The sequence below is a fragment of the Streptomyces corchorusii genome (genome assembly GCF_001514055.1).
GTDB lineage: Bacteria > Actinomycetota > Actinomycetes > Streptomycetales > Streptomycetaceae > Streptomyces > Streptomyces olivaceoviridis.
In genome coordinates, this window is the sequence record NZ_KQ948360.1 from 339738 (window position 1) to 355181 (window position 15444).

Below are 15444 nucleotides of genomic sequence, written 5' to 3' on the forward strand. Positions count from 1 at the left end.
TTCCTCCGCGCCTTTCCCAGGGTCCCCGCAGCCCTCACATTCCCCAACGACGGCAATCACCTTAAAGTCCCCGTCTCCCCGGGTGACGTCAGCCCGCGTTCCGTAGCACGCTTGCGACAATCGGCCCGGCGGCGTCGATGCCGTGTCCGCCGTCCTGGACCATGGCCGCCGCGGCGACGTCGTCGCGGTAACCGGAGAACCAGCTGTCCGACCTGGTCTCCCCGTCGACCTCCGCGGAGCCGGTCTTCGCGCCGATGTCCCCGCCCATCCCGGCCATCACGCCGGCCGCGGTGCCGCTGCGCGCGGTGCGGTTCATCATGGCACGCAGCTGCTGGGCCGTGGCCGGCGACAGCCCGCGCGCGCGGGCCGGTTCGCGGTCGTCCAGCTTCAGCGGCACGATCAGGGGCTGGTGGAAGCTGCCGGTCTTCGCGGTGGCCGTCACGGACGCCATGTTGAGCGGGCTCATCTGGACCTGGCCCTGGCCGATCAGGTTGGCCGCGGTGTCCGGGCCGCCGGAGGCCGGCACCCGGCCGTCGAACGTGGGCACGCCGACCTGCCAGTTGTTCCGCCCGAGCCCGAAGCGGTCCTCGGCCTCCCGGGTGAGGGAGTCGACCTTCACCTCGTCCGCGAACTTCACGAACGCCGTGTTGCAGGAGCGGGCGAAGCTGTCGGCGAGGGTGGCGTGCTCGTCCGGCACCAGACCCTTGAGGTTCTGGAAGGTCTGGCTCTGCCACACGGCCGACGGCGGGCAGGGCGCCGGCCCGTTCGCCGTGGTCAAGCCGTTGTCGATGAGGGTCGCCGCGCTGATGATCTTCATGGTGGAGCCGGGGGCGCGTTCGCCGAGGAGGGCCGCGTCGAAGCCGTCGTCGCGGTTGTTGGCGACGGCGAGTATCTCGCCGGTGCTCGGCTTGACGGCCACGACGGAGGACTCGGGGTACTTCAGCACGGCCTTCTCGGCCGCCGACTGGGCGCTCGCGCTGAGTGTCGTGGGGAGCTTGCCGGGCTTGCCCTTGGCCAGGGTGAGCAGCGGGGTGTCCGCCGCCTGGCTGCCGTCCGCCGCCGCCTGGTGGCGGATGGCGAGTTCCACCCCGGGCCGGCCGCCGGTCTTGTCGCCGTACCGCCGGCGCAACTCGTCCAGGATCGGACCGAGGGACGGGTACGTCACCCGGGTGAGCACCTTGCCGTCGCGGTCCACGGCCTCGATCTCCGGGGCGGCCGAGTCGCCGGTGGTGAGCGTGTCCCCCTTGCGCAGGCGCGGGTGGACGACGGAGGGCTGCCAGTCGACCAGCGCGCGGTGCGAGGTCTCGCCGCGTACGACGGTCAGCTCGCTGCGGTAGGACAGCGGCCGGGACACGCCGGCGTACGACACCGTCGCCTTCACCGTGAACGGCACCGTGTCGCCGGTGGCCCGGCCGGGCGTGATCCGTACCTCGCCGATGTGCGCGGTGCCGCCGTAGGCGGACAGCAGTTCCTGGGCCGCCTCCGGGAAGTCCGTGTACGCCGCCGCGCCCGCGGCGTCGCCCTTCTCCCAGGCGGTGAAGAACGCGCCGGTCGTCTCCTTCACCTCGGAGCCGCTGGGCGGCCCGGTCCGCACGGCCGCCGAGCCTCCTGGGCCGTCGTCGCCGTTCAGCGCGGACGCGACGTTGTAGACCCCGTACCCGGCACCGCCGAGCAGCGTGACGCACACGCCGCCGATGACGGCCGCCTTGACCCCCTTGCGCATGGTGCGCTTCCCCTCCCGTTCAGCCTGTTGAACGCGTTCAAAACAGGTCGTGGGAGCACTGTAAGCGGTTGCCCTCCGCCATGTGACAGGAGTTGCCGATTGTTGTCCGAACGGAGACGCCGCCGTACGCGGCTGACCGGGTGGCCCGCCCGGGACCTCCCGCCTAGGCTGGTGTCGAACGCTCCCTCATCTGCGGGGAGGCATCATGGGGTTGAAGTCCCGGTGTGCCCTTCTGGCCGCGTTCCTCCTGGCATTAGGTCTGCTGGCACCGGCCCCGGCCGGTGCCCGGAGCAGCGGCACCCACCTCTACAACCAGAGTTCCGGGCTGGCGGCCGACGTCACGGCCGCCGGAACCGCCAACGGGCAGGCGATCGTCCTCTGGCCGTCCAACAGCGCCGCGGCCAACCAGCAGTTCGACTTCGTGGACGCGGGCGGAGGACGGGGATACAAGATCGTCGCGCGGCATTCGGGAAAGTGCCTGGACGTCTCGGGCTGGTCCGGGGCCGACGGAGCCCAGGTCTTCCAGTGGGACTGCCACGGCGGCGCCAACCAGCTGTGGAAGTTCGTGGACATCGGCGACCCGAAGTCGTGCCCGCCCTCAGGCGGTTGTGCGGAGAACGCCGTGGGATACCTGATCGTCTCCCAACACAGCGGAAAGTGCCTCGACACGGGCAACGGCGACTTCCCCAGCCCGCCCCGGCAGGGCGCCGGCCTTCAGCAATGGGCGTGCGCACGGAACACCGGGGACCCCTGGTGGGTCAACCAGGCATGGCGGATCGAGGACGAGCCCGTCGTCCTCCCGCCGATGCCCGCCGACGCCAGACAGCTCGTCGACCTGGTCGTCCGGGCGCGACGTGACGAGGGCGGCTGCGGCGAGCGGAGCGCGAACGTGCGCATCGACCCGCGGCTCAGCGAGGTGGCGCGCGGACACAGCGCGGACCTGGCCGCCCACTCCGCGGCCCTCATCGACGCGTATCCGAGGAGTGACCCCAGACGGGGGCACATCGGCTCGGACGGCACCATGCCGGCGGACCGGATCAGAGCGGCCGGCTTCGTTCCCGCCCAGCGCGCCGAGAACTGGAGTTACGGCACCGGCCAGACGTACGCCCAGGCGATGGACAACTGGCTGCACCACGACGAGGCGTCCAACTGGGGACACCGCGCAGCCATCCTCGACTGCTCCTACGCGGTCCTCGGGGTCGGCAGGGCCGACGGCGGCAACTCCCGCGTCTACTGGACCCAGAACTTCGCCCGCTAGACCCAGGTGTCCAGCCACATCCGCGACCGCCACGAGTCGATCGGGATGGCCTGGCCGGTGTAGAGGGGCCAGAAGTAGATGAAGTTCCAGGCGATCAGGAGGACCAGGACCCCCGCCGCCGAGGCGCCGATCACGCGGCGCATGTCGGTCGAACCCCGTGGGCCGATGACCGCGCCGATCATCATCGCCACCGCCAGGCACAGGAACGGCAGGAAGACGACCGCGTAGAAGAGGAAGATCGTCCGCTCCTGGTAGTGGAACCAGGGCAGGTACCCCGCCGCGATGCCGCAGGCGATGGCGCCGGCCCGCCAGTCGCGGCGGAACGCCCAGCGCCACAGCACGTAGAGGATCGCGAAGCAGGCCGCCCACCACAGCAGCGGCGTGCCGATCGCCAGCACCTCCCGGGCGCACTTCTGGCCCGCGTCCACCGGGCAGCCGTCGGCGCCGGGGGAGGGGGACTCGTAGAAGTACGACACCGGGCGGCCCAGCACGATCCAGCTCCACGGGTTGGACTGGTACGTGTGCGGCTGGTCGAGGTGGACGTGGAAGTTGTACACCTCGTGCTCGTAGTGCCACAGGCTGCGCAGCCAGTCCGGCAGGAAGGTCCAGGTGCCGCCCTTGCCGTCGGTGGCCGCCCAGTTGCGGTAGTAACCGCCCGTGCCGTCGGCCGGGGAGAGGATCCAGCCGGTCCAGGAGACCAGGTAGACCGCCAGCGCCACCGGGACCGTCGCCACGAAGGCGGCACCGGTGTCGTACTTCAGGACGGCGAGGTACGGGCGGCGCGCACCCGCCACCTTGCGGGTGCCGACGTCCCACAGGACCGTCATCACGCAGAACGCGGCCAGGACGTACAGCCCGTTCCACTTCGTGCCCACGGCCAGGCCCAGCATCACCCCGGCCGTCCAGCGCCACGGGCGCCACCCGAAGCGGAAGGCGTCGGCGACCCGCTCGTCGGGCCGTACCCGCCCGTCCGGTCCGGCCGGCAGCGCGGCGGCCAGTCTCTCCCTGGCCCGGTCCCGGTCGACCACCAGGCAGCCGAACGCGGCCACCACGAAGAACATCAGCACGCCGTCGAGCAGCGAGGTCCGGCTCATCACGAAGTGCAGGCCGTCCACGGCCATCAGCGCGCCCGCCAGGCAGCCGAGGAACGTCGAGCGGAACATCCGGCGGCCGATCCGGCACAGCAGCAGGACGGAGAGCGTGCCCAGCAGCGCCGTCATGAACCGCCAGCCGAACGGGTCGAACCCGAAGACCAGTTCCCCCAGGCCGATGACGTACTTGCCGACCGGCGGGTGCACCACGTACGCCGGGTCCGTCGGGATCGCCAGGTTCCCGTGCTGCTGGAGGACCATGTCGTTGGCGCTCTTGCCGTACCGGTCCCAGCTGACCTCGAAGCCGCGGTGGACGAGCGCCCACGCGTCCTTCGCGTAGTACGTCTCGTCGAATATCACCGCGCGCGGGCTGCCCAGGTTCCAGAACCGCATGACGCCCGCCATCAGCGTCACCAGCAGCGGCCCGCCCCAGCCCGACCACCGCGTGAGCCGCTCGGCGAGCAGCGGCGGCACGCCGAGCGCCCGCCACAGCCGGGGGCTCGGCTCGGCGTACGGGGGCACCAGCCGGTCGCGCACGTCGCCCGAGGGCTCGTCCGCGGCCGGCGCGTACCCGAATCGGCGCAGCCGGCGCTGCCACGACGGCCGGCGGTCGTGCGGTGCCTGGTCCTGCCGGAGGTCCATGGAGGACGCGGTAGTGGTCACCGCGCCATCGTAGGGAAACGTCCTGTGCGAGTCCCGTGCATGCGCGGTACCGGTCGGGACACGGTCCGGTCCGTCGCGCGCACGACCGCCCCGGCGACGGTCCCGGACGCCGGGGAAGCGGCCCGGGATCTCCTGGGAGGATGGGGGGGTGACTGGAACCCTTGTCCTGGCAGGTACCCCCATCGGCGACCTCGCGGACGCGCCGCCCCGGCTCGCCGAGGAGCTGGCCGGCGCCGACGTGGTCGCCGCCGAGGACACCCGGCGGCTGCGCCGGCTCACCCAGGCGCTGGGCGTCACGCCCAAGGGCCGCGTGGTGTCGTACTTCGAGGGCAACGAGTCCGCCCGGACCCCGGAACTGGTCCAGGAGCTGCTCGGCGGCGCGCGCGTGCTGCTGGTGACCGACGCCGGCATGCCCTCCGTCTCCGACCCCGGCTACCGGCTGGTCGCCGCCGCCGTCGAGCAGGACATCCGGGTCACCGCCGTGCCGGGGCCGTCCGCCGTGCTCACCGCGCTCGCCCTGTCCGGGCTCCCCGTCGACCGCTTCTGCTTCGAGGGCTTCCTGCCCCGCAAGGCCGGCGAACGGCTGTCCCGGCTGCGCGAGGTCGCCGGCGAGCGACGCACCCTCGTCTACTTCGAGGCCCCGCACCGGCTCGACGACACCCTCGCCGCCATGGCCGAGGTCTTCGGCGCCGACCGGCGGGCCGCCGTCTGCCGGGAGCTGACCAAGACGTACGAGGAGGTACGGCGCGGTCCGCTGGCCGAGCTGGCGCGGTGGGCCGCGGAGGGCGTGCGCGGCGAGATCACCGTGGTGGTCGAGGGCGCGCCCGAGACCGGGCCCGAGGAACTCGACGCCGAGGAGCTGGTGCGCCGGGTGCGGGTCCGGGAGGAGGCCGGCGAGCGCCGCAAGGAGGCCATCGCGGCGGTGGCGGCGGAGGCGGGACTGCCGAAGCGGGTCGTGTTCGACGCGGTGGTGGCGGCCAAGCGCGCCGCCGGGTGAGGCGGGTCCGCGCGTAGGCCCCCGCGCCCCCTCGGAGCGCCTCCGCGCGCCCCATGGGGGAGCAAAAGGCTGGCGTCGATGGCAAAGCACAGCCGTCTCATTCGCGACCGTTTGGCAAGCGATGTCCAAATCGCCTCCAACACTCGACAGGCCGGCTGCGCTCGCGCCGGTGGAGGCGTCCACTGGTCGAAGGGACGCACCCGTCCAGAGGGACGCACCCGTCCGACAGGGAGCTGGCATGAGTGACATAGCAGGGCGGACCGGCCTCCGTGCCACAGCCGCAGCCGTCGTTCACGAGTCGTACTCGTTCGCCTGCATGCGCTGCGGGCACGGCTGGGAGCAGTCGTACGAGATAGAGCACCACACGAACGCGCAGGGGGAGGAGTTCGTGCTGTACGTGGCCGACGGCCAGGTGGTGCCGTCGCCGCTGAGCCGGCCGTCCTGCCAGAACTGCGACGGCCATGTCGTGCGGATCATGCGCGCGGGCCAGGTCTCCGCGGTGTGCGGCCCGGCCGGGCGGCAGCACCACCGGGTGCCGCAGGCGGGCCCGGTCGAGACGCCGCAGGTGCCCGCGCGGGCCGTACCGGCCAGGACGCCGCACCACTGGCACCTGTCCGATCTCCTGCACCCGTTCCAGCGCAAGGCGGGCTGAGCGGATCGCCGACCGTCGAGGGCATGCCCCTTCCGTAGGATCGGAGCATGCCTTCGAACGCCGGTCAGAGCCCCAAGGACGCCGACAAGAACGCGGCACCGCCGCTGCCCCAGCCCTTGGCGGTGCCCGTCGCCGACTCCCACACCCACCTCGACATGCAGTCCGGCACGGTCGAGGAGGGCCTGGCGAAGGCCGCCTCGGTGGGCGTCACGACGGTCGTCCAGGTCGGCTGCGACCTCAAGGGCTCGCAGTGGGCCGCCGAGACCGCGGCGGCGCACGAGAACGTGCACGCCACCGTCGCCCTCCACCCCAACGAGGCCCCGCGCATCGTCCACGGCGACCCGGACGGGTGGTCGAGGCAGGGCGCCCGGGAGCCCGGCGGCGACGCGGCGCTGGACGAGGCCCTCGCCGAGATCGACCGGCTGGCCGGGCTGCCGCAGGTGAAGGGCGTCGGCGAGACGGGCCTGGACCACTTCCGCACCGGCCCCGAGGGCAAGGCCGCCCAGGAGCGGTCCTTCCGCGCCCACATCGAGATCGCCAAGCGGCACGGCAAGGCACTCGTCATCCACGACCGCGACGCCCACGCCGACGTCCTGAGGATCCTCAAGGAGGAGGGCGCCCCCGAGCGCACCGTCTTCCACTGCTACTCCGGCGACGCCGAGATGGCCCGGATCTGCGCCCGCGAGGGCTACTTCATGTCCTTCGCCGGCAACGTCACCTTCAAGAACGCCCAGAACCTGCGGGACGCCCTCGCCGTCGCCCCGCCGGACCTGGTCCTCGTGGAGACCGACGCGCCCTTCCTCACCCCGGCGCCGTACCGCGGACGGCCCAACGCCCCGTATCTCATTCCGGTCACGGTCCGCGCGATGGCCGCCGTGCGCGGGGTCGACGAGGACGCGCTGGCGACGGCCCTCGCCGCGAACACGGCCCGTGCCTTCGGCTACTGACCGTCAGCCCGGGTGACCGGCCGTCCGCCCGAAGCACTGGTGGCCGCCCGGTCGTGGCACTGACCGCCCGTTCGAGTCGCGACAGTCCGTAGTCGAGTCGCTTTGGAGAGTGACCGACGCTCCGCTAGGTTCTGGGGGCCCGATCCGGACCCCTCTGGCCCCTGGAGCGTGTCGGCGTGAGCACGTCGCCGTACGAGACGTACGACCCCTACGGCCCTGACGCCTCCGTCCCCACCGCGGAGACGCTGCCGTACGGCATCCCCGAGGACACCTACCGGCCCGCCTATGAGGCCGAGGCGTACTTCGTCACCGACCCGGCGCCGCCGCTGCCCCGGCAGACGCCGGCCCCCGAGGCGTTCGAGGCGTTCGAGGCGTTCGAGGAGACCGGCGGGCAGGCCCCGCGCCGGCGCAGGGCGCGCTACGGCGACCGCCCGGACTCCACCGTGCGCCGCCTGCTGCCCCAGGCGCTGGTCGTGGCCTTCCTGGCCGGCGGCACCACCGCCTTCGTCGCCAACGACAAGGCGGTCGAGCTGAGCGTCGACGGCAGGCAGCGCAGCCTGCACACGTTCGCCGACGACGTGAGCGAGCTGCTCGCCGAGGAGGGCGTACGCGTGGGGGCGCACGACATGATCGCGCCCGCTCCCGGCACGGCGCTCGCCAGCGGCGACGCGGTCGCGGTGCGCTACGGGCGCCCGGTACGGCTCACCCTGGACGGCCGACGGCGCGAGGTGTGGACGACGGCGCGCACGGTGGAGGGCGCGCTGGACGAGCTGGGGGTGCGCGCCGAGGGCGCGTATCTGTCGACCTCGCGCTCCCAGCGCATCGGCCGCGCCGGGCTCGCGCTCGACGTGCGCACCGAACGCGCGGTCACGGTCCTGGCGGACGGCCGGACCCGCACCGTGCGCACCAACGCGGCCACCGTCCGGGAAGCGGTCGAGGAGGCCGGGATCACGCTGCGCGGCCAGGACACCACCTCCGTCCCGCCGGACAGCTTCCCGCGCGACGGGCAGACGGTGACCGTGCTGCGGGTCAGCAGCACCCGGGAGATCCACGAGGAGCAGATCCCGTTCGCGGTGGAGCGGACCGCGGACCCCACGGTCTTCCAGGGCACCGAGGTCGTCGCGCGGCCCGGGCAGCCGGGACTGCGCCGGACCACCTACTACGTGCGCACCGTCAACGGGGTACGGCAGAAGCCGCGCCCGGAGAGGTCGGAGGTGGTGCGCGAGCCGCGCGCACAGGTGATCAAGGTGGGCACCAAGCCCCGGCCGCCCTCCGTGAGCGACGCCGACGGCCTGAACTGGCGCGCGCTCGCCGTCTGCGAGTCCGGCGGCCGGCCCGACGCGGTCGACCCCTCCGGGACGTACGGCGGGCTGTACCAGTTCGACACCCGCACCTGGCAGAGCCTCGGCGGCAAGGGCCGCCCCCAGGACGCCTCGGCGGAAGAACAGACGTACCGGGCGAAGAAGCTGTACATCCGGCGGGGGGCGAGCCCGTGGCCGCACTGCGGGGTGAGGCTGCGGGGGTAGGACCGGCACCTGGCGACCCGGCCCGGTACGGCCCCGTACCCTTGTCCCGTGAGTAGCCCCACCCCCGATTCCCTCCTCGGTCCCGCCGACATCCGCGAGCTCGCGGCGGCGCTCGGTGTCCGTCCCACCAAGCAGCGCGGCCAGAACTTCGTGATCGACGCCAACACGGTCCGCCGTATCGTCCGGACCGCCGAGGTCCGCCCCGACGACGTGGTCGTCGAGGTCGGCCCGGGGCTGGGCTCGCTCACCCTCGCGCTGCTGGAGACCGCCGACCGCGTCACCGCCGTGGAGATCGACGACGTCCTCGCCGCCGCCCTCCCCGCCACCATCGCCGCGCGCATGCCGGACCGCGCCGAGCGCTTCGCGCTGGTCCACTCCGACGCCATGCACGTCACCGAGCTGCCCGGACCCGCGCCGACGGCCCTGGTGGCGAACCTGCCGTACAACGTCGCCGTCCCCGTGCTGCTGCACATGCTCGACACCTTCCCGAGCATCGAGCGGACGCTGGTGATGGTGCAGTCCGAGGTCGCCGACCGGCTCGCCGCCGCACCCGGCAACAAGGTGTACGGCGTGCCGTCCGTGAAGGCCAACTGGTACGCCGACGTGAAGCGGGCCGGGGCCATCGGGCGCAACGTCTTCTGGCCCGCGCCGAACGTCGACAGCGGGCTGGTGTCCCTGGTGCGACGGGCCGAGCCGATCAAGACCACCGCCTCCAAGGCCGAGGTCTTCGCCGTCGTCGACGCGGCCTTCGCCCAGCGCCGCAAGACCCTGCGGGCCGCGCTCGCCGGCTGGGCCGGGTCCGCGGCGGCGGCCGAGGCGGCCCTGGTCGCGGCCGGGGTCTCGCCGCAGGCGCGCGGCGAGTCGCTGACCGTGGAGGAGTTCGCGCGGATCGCCGAGCACAAGGAGGCGGGCGCGTGAGCGTCACGGTACGGGTCCCGGCCAAGGTCAACGTCCAGCTCGCGGTCGGCGCCGCCCGCCCCGACGGCTTCCACGACCTCGCCAACGTCTTCCTCGCCGTCGGACTGTACGACGAGGTCACCGTGACCCCCGCGGACGAACTCCGGATCACCTGCGAGGGCCCGGACGCCGCCCAGGTCCCGCTGGACCGCACCAACCTCGCCGCGCGCGCCGCGATCGCGCTCGCCGCGCGCCGGGGGATCGAACCGAACGTCCACGTCCACATCGCCAAGGACATCCCGGTCGCCGGTGGCATGGCGGGCGGCAGCGCGGACGGCGCGGGCGCGCTGCTCGCCTGCGACCGGCTGTGGGGCACGGGCGCCTCGCGCGCCGAACTGCTCACGATCTGCGCCGAGCTGGGCAGTGACGTGCCGTTCAGCCTGGTCGGCGGGGTGGCGCTGGGAGTGGGGCGCGGGGAGCGGCTGACCTCGCTGGAGGCCGGCGGAACCTTCCACTGGGTGTTCGCGATGGCGGAGGGGGGCCTGTCGACCCCGGCGGTGTTCCGCGAGTTCGACCGGCTGGCCGAGGGGCGGGAGATCCCGGAGCCGGTGGCGTCGGCGGAGCTGGTGGAGGCGCTGGCGAAGGGGGACGCCGAGGCGCTGGCCGCGTCCGTCTCCAACGATCTCCAGCCGGCCGCGCTGTCCCTCTTCCCCGAGCTGGCCGACACGCTGGCGGCGGGGCGCGGGGCGGGCGCGCTCGCCGCGCTGGTCTCCGGTTCCGGTCCTACGACAGCGTTCCTCGCGCGGGACGCCGAGTCGGCGCAGACGGTGGTTGGGGCCCTGCGGGCGTCGGGGACGTGCCGGGCGGTGCGGGTGGCGGCGGGGCCGGTGGCGGGGGCGACGGTGCTCTGAGCAGGTTCAGTACTCGTTGAAGGTGGTCAGGTCGATGAGGATGTCGTAGGGGACGGTCACCTTGACGTGGTCGTGGTAGATGCCTGTCAACGCGTAGGTACCGGTGGCCTCGCCGCGTTCGTACACCTGGACGACAGGGTGGTCATCCTGGCCCGCCATGTCGACCAGCCAGAAATGGGGAATGCCGGCTGCGGCGTACTTGTGCGGTTTGGTGTCGCGGTCGCGAGCCTCGGAGTCCGGTGAGATCACCTCGACGGCGAGCAGGACGTCGGCCGCTTCGAATCGGGTCTGGCGCGGACCGGTGACGGCCTCGGCGCGGACCACGGAGATGTCCGGCTCCGGACCGTTACGCCGGTCCAATACCACCGTCATCTCGCACACGACCTTCAAGTCGGACGGCACGGTGCTGCGCAGCCCGTTCGCCAGCAGGTGGATCGCGGCGAAGTGGAAGTAGCGCTGCGGGCTCACGAAAACCAGGCTCCCGTCGATCAGCTCGGTGTGCGGCGGGAGATCCGGCAGCGTGAACAGGTCGTCCACGGTGTAGCCGTCCAGGGGTGGCACCGGCCACTGACGGCGGTGCTCTGCGGGCTCGGCGGTCATGGTTCCTCCCATGGACGGGATCCTGCGGCCTGCCTTCCCACCGTAGCGACCCTTTCCCGATCACGTCATCACGAAGAGTGACAACCCCCTCGCGCCCCGCCCTCACCCCCGCAGGCCCTACGCTAGAAGGCTGACCCACGCGGCGGAGCCGCACACCGTCACAGCCCCGCGCACAGGAGTGAAATGGCCGTCAACCTGGTCAATGTCGAGAACGTCAGCAAGGTGTACGGCACCCGTGCGCTGCTGGACGGTGTCTCGCTCGGTGTGCAGGAAGGGGACCGGATCGGAGTCGTCGGACGCAACGGCGACGGCAAGACCACCCTCATCCGGATGCTCGCCAAGCTGGAGGAGGCCGACACCGGACGCGTCACGCACTCCGGCGGACTGCGGATCGGCGTGCTCACCCAGCACGACTCCCTCGACCCCCAGGCCACCGTGCGCCACGAGGTCATCGGTGACATGGCCGACCACGAGTGGGCCGGCAACGCGAAGGTCAGGGACGTACTGACCGGGCTGTTCGGCGGGCTGGACCTGCCGGGCTTCCCGAAGGGGCTGGACACCGTCATCGGCCCGCTGTCCGGTGGCGAGCGGCGCCGGATCGCGCTGGCCAAGCTGCTCATCGAGGAGCAGGACCTGCTCGTCCTGGACGAGCCCACCAACCACCTCGACGTCGAGGGCATCGCCTGGCTCGCCCGGCACCTCCAGAACCGGCGCTCGGCGCTGGTGTGCGTGACGCACGACCGGTGGTTCCTGGACCAGGTGTGCACGCGCATGTGGGACGTGCAGCGCGGTGACGTGTACGAGTACGAGGGCGGCTACTCCGACTACGTCTTCGCCCGTGCCGAGCGCGAGCGGATCGCCGCGACCGAGGAGGCCAAGCGGCAGAACCTGGTCCGCAAGGAGCTGGCGTGGCTGCGGCGGGGCGCCCCCGCCCGCACCTCCAAGCCGCGCTTCCGCGTGGAGGCCGCCAACGAGCTGATCGCGGACGTCCCCCCGCCCCGGGACAGCAGCGAGCTGATGAAGTTCGCCTCCTCCCGGCTCGGCAGGACCGTCTTCGACCTGGAGGACGTCACCGTGCAGGCCGGGCCGAAGGTGCTGCTCAAGCACGTCACCTGGCAGCTCGGCCCGGGCGACCGGATCGGCCTCGTCGGGGTCAACGGCGCGGGGAAGACCTCGCTGCTGCGGGCCATGGCCGAGGCCGCGCGGACCGAGGGCGAGGAGCAGCCCGCCGGTGGCCGCATCGCCGTCGGGAAGACCGTCAAGCTCGCCTACCTCTCCCAGGAGGTCGCCGAGCTCGACCCCGCCTGGCGGGTGCTGGAGGCCGTGCAGCGGGTCCGGGAGCGCGTGGACCTCGGCAAGGGGCGCGAGATGACGGCCGGGCAGCTCTGCGAGACGTTCGGCTTCACCAAGGAGAAGCAGTGGACGCCGGTCGGGGACCTCTCCGGTGGTGAGCGGCGGCGGCTCCAGCTCCTGCGGCTCCTCATGGACGAGCCCAACGTCCTCTTCCTGGACGAGCCCACCAACGACCTCGACATCGAGACGCTCACCCAGCTGGAGGACCTCCTCGACGGCTGGCCCGGCTCGATGATCGTCATCTCCCACGACCGGTTCTTCGTGGAGCGGACGACGGACCGGGTGTTCGCCCTGCTCGGTGACGGCGCGCTGCGGATGCTGCCGCGCGGCATCGACGAGTACCTGGAGCGGCGGCAGCGGATGGAGGAGGCGGTCGCCACGCAGGCCGCCGCCGCGGTGCCCAAGCCGGTCACGCAGGAGAAGAGCGCGGCCGACCAGCGCGCGGCGAAGAAGGAACTCCAGAAGATCGAGCGCCAGTTGGACAGGATCTCCGAGAAGGAGTCCAAGCTGCACGCCCAGATCGCCGACAACGCCACCGACTTCGCGAAGGTCGCCGAACTCGACGCCCAGTTGCGGGACCTCGCCGGGGAGCGCGAGGAACTGGAGCTGCGCTGGCTGGAACTGGCGGAGGACGCCTGATCCTTCACGCCCGCTCACGCAGGGGGCGCGAGCGCCGCGTGAAGGGGGCGTGAAGGCGCGTAACGACGGCATCACGGGCCGGTCGTCCCTTGGGAACAGGGGAGGGCACGGCCCCGTGTGCTGTCTGTACCGGGTGATAGAAAGAGCCGTCTGAGAACTGTCTGAGAACGACCTTGAGTCCGTCGCGAACCTCAGGGCGTGGCTAAAAATCAGTGAACGAGGGGGAAGAGCGCTGATGATTCAGCCGCCCAACCAGCCGCCGCAGGGCGGATTCGGACCACCGCAGGACCAGTCGCCGGGGGACCGGCCCCCGCAGGACCGGCCTCCGCAGGCCGGCGGTTTCGGCCCCGCCCCGCAGACCCCGCCGGCGCAGGGTGGTTTCGGTCCGGCCCCGCAGACCCCGCCGGCGCAGGGTGGCTTCGGTCCCGCTCCCCAGACCCCGCCGGCGCAGGGTGGTTTCGGCGCACCCCAGCCGCCCTCCGGTCCTCCGCAGCAGCCCCCGCAGCCCCCGCTGGGCTACGGCTATCCGCAGCAGCCCCAGCAGCCGGGCCCGTACGGCTCCGCCCCCGGCCCCTACGGCTACCCGCAGCAACCGCCGCAGCAGCCCGGCCCGTACGGCGCCCCGCAGCCCGGCTACGGCCACCCGCAGCAGCCGCCGTACCCGGCCATGCCCGGCGCCGCGCCCGGCGGTCCCCTCGACGGCAGGCCGGGCGGCCGGAAGAAGACCGCGCTGATCGTCGGGTCCGCGGTGGCCGCGCTGCTCGTCATCGGCGGCACGGTGTTCGCGGTCACCGGCGGCGACAGCGGCGGCGGCGAGAAGAAGAAGCCGGTCGCGCAGCAGAGCGACGACCCCAAGAACTCCGCCACCGCCTCGCCGGCCACGTCCGGCGGCGAGGACCCGGAGAACCTCAACAAGGGCCGCAGGCCCGGCGAGGCGAAGGTGCTCTGGTACAAGCCGGCGCCGGACGCCCCGGCCTCCGGCGCCGACGCGCCCGGCATGTGGATCACCGGCGACACGGCGGTGAAGGCGGCCTACAAGCAGGTCTTCGCCTTCCGCACCGGGGACGGCGGCACCGCCTGGGGGCCGCTCGACCTCCCGCAGAAGATCTGCGCGGTCACCCCGCAGAAGTCGGCCGACGACAAGATCGTCGTGGCGTACCTGAACGGCGGCGGCGACCGCGCCAAGTGCAACCAGCTCCAGCAGCTCGACCTGCGCACCGGGGAGAAGGGCTGGAGCGCCGAGGTCGCCGACGGCGGGCTGTTCGACAGCGCGCTCACCGTCGAACTGACGCTCAGCGGCAAGACGTTGATGGTGGGCCGTTCGCAGTCGGGCACGGCGTACGACATCGACAGCGGCAAGAAGCTGTACGACAAGAAGAAGTACGGCGCGGCCTGCTTCCCGGCCGCCTTCGCGGGCGGCACCGGCCGGCTGATCCAGGTGGCCTCCTGCGGCGCCGGCACCGCCAAGGAGCACGAGGAGATCCAGGAACTCGACCCGGCCACCGGCAAGGTGCGCTGGACCCAGCCGGTCAAGAAGGGCTGGGAGGTGACCCGGACCTACTCGGTCGACCCGCTCGTGGTCTACCTGACCAACCGGGACAAGAAGGCCTGGAACATCTCCACGTTCACCAAGAACGGCACGTTCCGCTCCGAGGTGAAGGTGAACGAGAAGTTCGCCCCCCGCTGCGGCTGGGCCGTCCTCGAACGCGAGTTGCAGGGCTGCCAGGGCGTCGCCGTCGACGCCGGCATGCTCTACCTGCCCACAGACTCCACCGTCAGCGCCAACGAGATCGTCGCGATCAGCCTCTCCGACGGCAAGGAGAAGTGGCGGGTGAAGTCCCCGGTGGACCAGCCGATGGCGCCGGTGAAGGTGGAGGGCGGCAAGCTCATCGCGTACGTGCAGCCGTCGTACGACGCGGGCGGCCAGGTGGTGTCGGTGCCGGTCGCCGGCTCCTCCCACCGCACGACCAGGCTCTTGCAGAACCCGCAGGGCGCCGCCCAGGTCGAGGACACCTTCTACGACGGGGTCGTCGACTGGGCCGGCGGGCGGTTCTTCATCTCCTCGGGCCGGCTGTCCGGCGACGACGACTCGAAGGAGAAGCTCATGATGGCGTTCGGCAACTGAGTCCGGCGCACCGCCGCGGCCGGCCCCCGTGCCGGCCGCGGCCCGTCCTTCCCGAGTCCCGT

Annotated in this window: 12 protein-coding genes; 9 read left to right on the plus strand and 3 right to left on the minus strand. The window is 72.4% G+C overall.

The genetic code is table 11. The annotated features are described in order from the left end of the window. Positions 1 to 88 precede the first annotated feature (88 nt). The gene (locus AQJ11_RS27055) at positions 89 to 1723 is read right to left on the minus strand and encodes a penicillin-binding transpeptidase domain-containing protein (RefSeq protein ID WP_059264689.1); all 1635 of its coding nucleotides are present in this window, start codon (positions 1721 to 1723) and stop codon (positions 89 to 91) included. A 205-nt stretch (positions 1724 to 1928) separates the two neighbouring features. Between AQJ11_RS27055 and AQJ11_RS27060 the strand changes: the two genes are divergently transcribed. Next, the gene (locus tag AQJ11_RS27060) at positions 1929 to 2981 is read left to right on the plus strand and encodes an RICIN domain-containing protein (RefSeq protein WP_059264691.1); all 1053 of its coding nucleotides are present in this window, start codon (positions 1929 to 1931) and stop codon (positions 2979 to 2981) included. Here the strand turns inward: AQJ11_RS27060 and AQJ11_RS27065 are convergent. After that, positions 2978 to 4735 carry a dolichyl-phosphate-mannose--protein mannosyltransferase gene (locus tag AQJ11_RS27065; RefSeq protein ID WP_014673222.1) on the minus strand — a complete coding sequence of 586 codons (1758 nt, stop codon included), beginning with the start codon at positions 4733 to 4735 and terminating at the stop codon, positions 2978 to 2980. The two genes, AQJ11_RS27060 and AQJ11_RS27065, sit on opposite strands and share 4 nt — an antisense overlap. A gap of 148 nt (positions 4736 to 4883) precedes the next feature. Here AQJ11_RS27065 and rsmI point away from each other — a divergent pair, with 148 nt between their 5' ends. From rsmI to AQJ11_RS27095, 6 genes are all read left to right on the plus strand, one after another. Then, complete coding sequence (gene rsmI / locus AQJ11_RS27070; RefSeq protein WP_059264693.1) at positions 4884 to 5732, plus strand: 16S rRNA (cytidine(1402)-2'-O)-methyltransferase; 849 nt, start codon at positions 4884 to 4886, stop codon at positions 5730 to 5732. A gap of 238 nt (positions 5733 to 5970) precedes the next feature. After that, complete coding sequence (locus tag AQJ11_RS27075) at positions 5971 to 6384, plus strand: hypothetical protein (protein WP_014673220.1); 414 nt, start codon at positions 5971 to 5973, stop codon at positions 6382 to 6384. Between the two features lie 47 nt (positions 6385 to 6431). Next, positions 6432 to 7331 carry a TatD family hydrolase gene (locus tag AQJ11_RS27080; RefSeq protein WP_014673219.1) on the plus strand — a complete coding sequence of 300 codons (900 nt, stop codon included), beginning with the start codon at positions 6432 to 6434 and terminating at the stop codon, positions 7329 to 7331. A gap of 176 nt (positions 7332 to 7507) precedes the next feature. After that, on the plus strand, positions 7508 to 8857 hold the full coding sequence (locus AQJ11_RS27085; protein WP_059264695.1) for a resuscitation-promoting factor: 1350 nt from the start codon (positions 7508 to 7510) through the stop codon (positions 8855 to 8857). A gap of 48 nt (positions 8858 to 8905) precedes the next feature. Next, positions 8906 to 9775 (plus strand): 16S rRNA (adenine(1518)-N(6)/adenine(1519)-N(6))-dimethyltransferase RsmA, encoded by an 870-nt coding sequence (gene rsmA, locus AQJ11_RS27090; RefSeq protein WP_059264697.1) that lies wholly within the window; start codon positions 8906 to 8908, stop codon positions 9773 to 9775. Next, positions 9772 to 10665 (plus strand): 4-(cytidine 5'-diphospho)-2-C-methyl-D-erythritol kinase, encoded by an 894-nt coding sequence (locus tag AQJ11_RS27095; RefSeq protein WP_059264699.1) that lies wholly within the window; start codon positions 9772 to 9774, stop codon positions 10663 to 10665. The genes rsmA and AQJ11_RS27095 overlap by 4 nt, the downstream gene beginning before the upstream one ends. Before the next feature lie 6 nt (positions 10666 to 10671). Here AQJ11_RS27095 and AQJ11_RS27100 read toward each other — a convergent pair whose 3' ends face one another. Further along, the gene (locus AQJ11_RS27100) at positions 10672 to 11265 is read right to left on the minus strand and encodes a Uma2 family endonuclease (RefSeq protein WP_059264701.1); all 594 of its coding nucleotides are present in this window, start codon (positions 11263 to 11265) and stop codon (positions 10672 to 10674) included. 183 nt (positions 11266 to 11448) lie between these two features. Between AQJ11_RS27100 and AQJ11_RS27105 the strand changes: the two genes are divergently transcribed. Together AQJ11_RS27105 and AQJ11_RS27110 are read left to right on the plus strand one after the other, a co-directional pair. Then, positions 11449 to 13257 (plus strand): ABC-F family ATP-binding cassette domain-containing protein, encoded by a 1809-nt coding sequence (locus AQJ11_RS27105; protein WP_059264703.1) that lies wholly within the window; start codon positions 11449 to 11451, stop codon positions 13255 to 13257. 235 nt (positions 13258 to 13492) lie between these two features. Then, the gene (locus AQJ11_RS27110) at positions 13493 to 15382 is read left to right on the plus strand and encodes an outer membrane protein assembly factor BamB family protein (protein ID WP_059264705.1); all 1890 of its coding nucleotides are present in this window, start codon (positions 13493 to 13495) and stop codon (positions 15380 to 15382) included. Positions 15383 to 15444 lie beyond the last annotated feature (62 nt).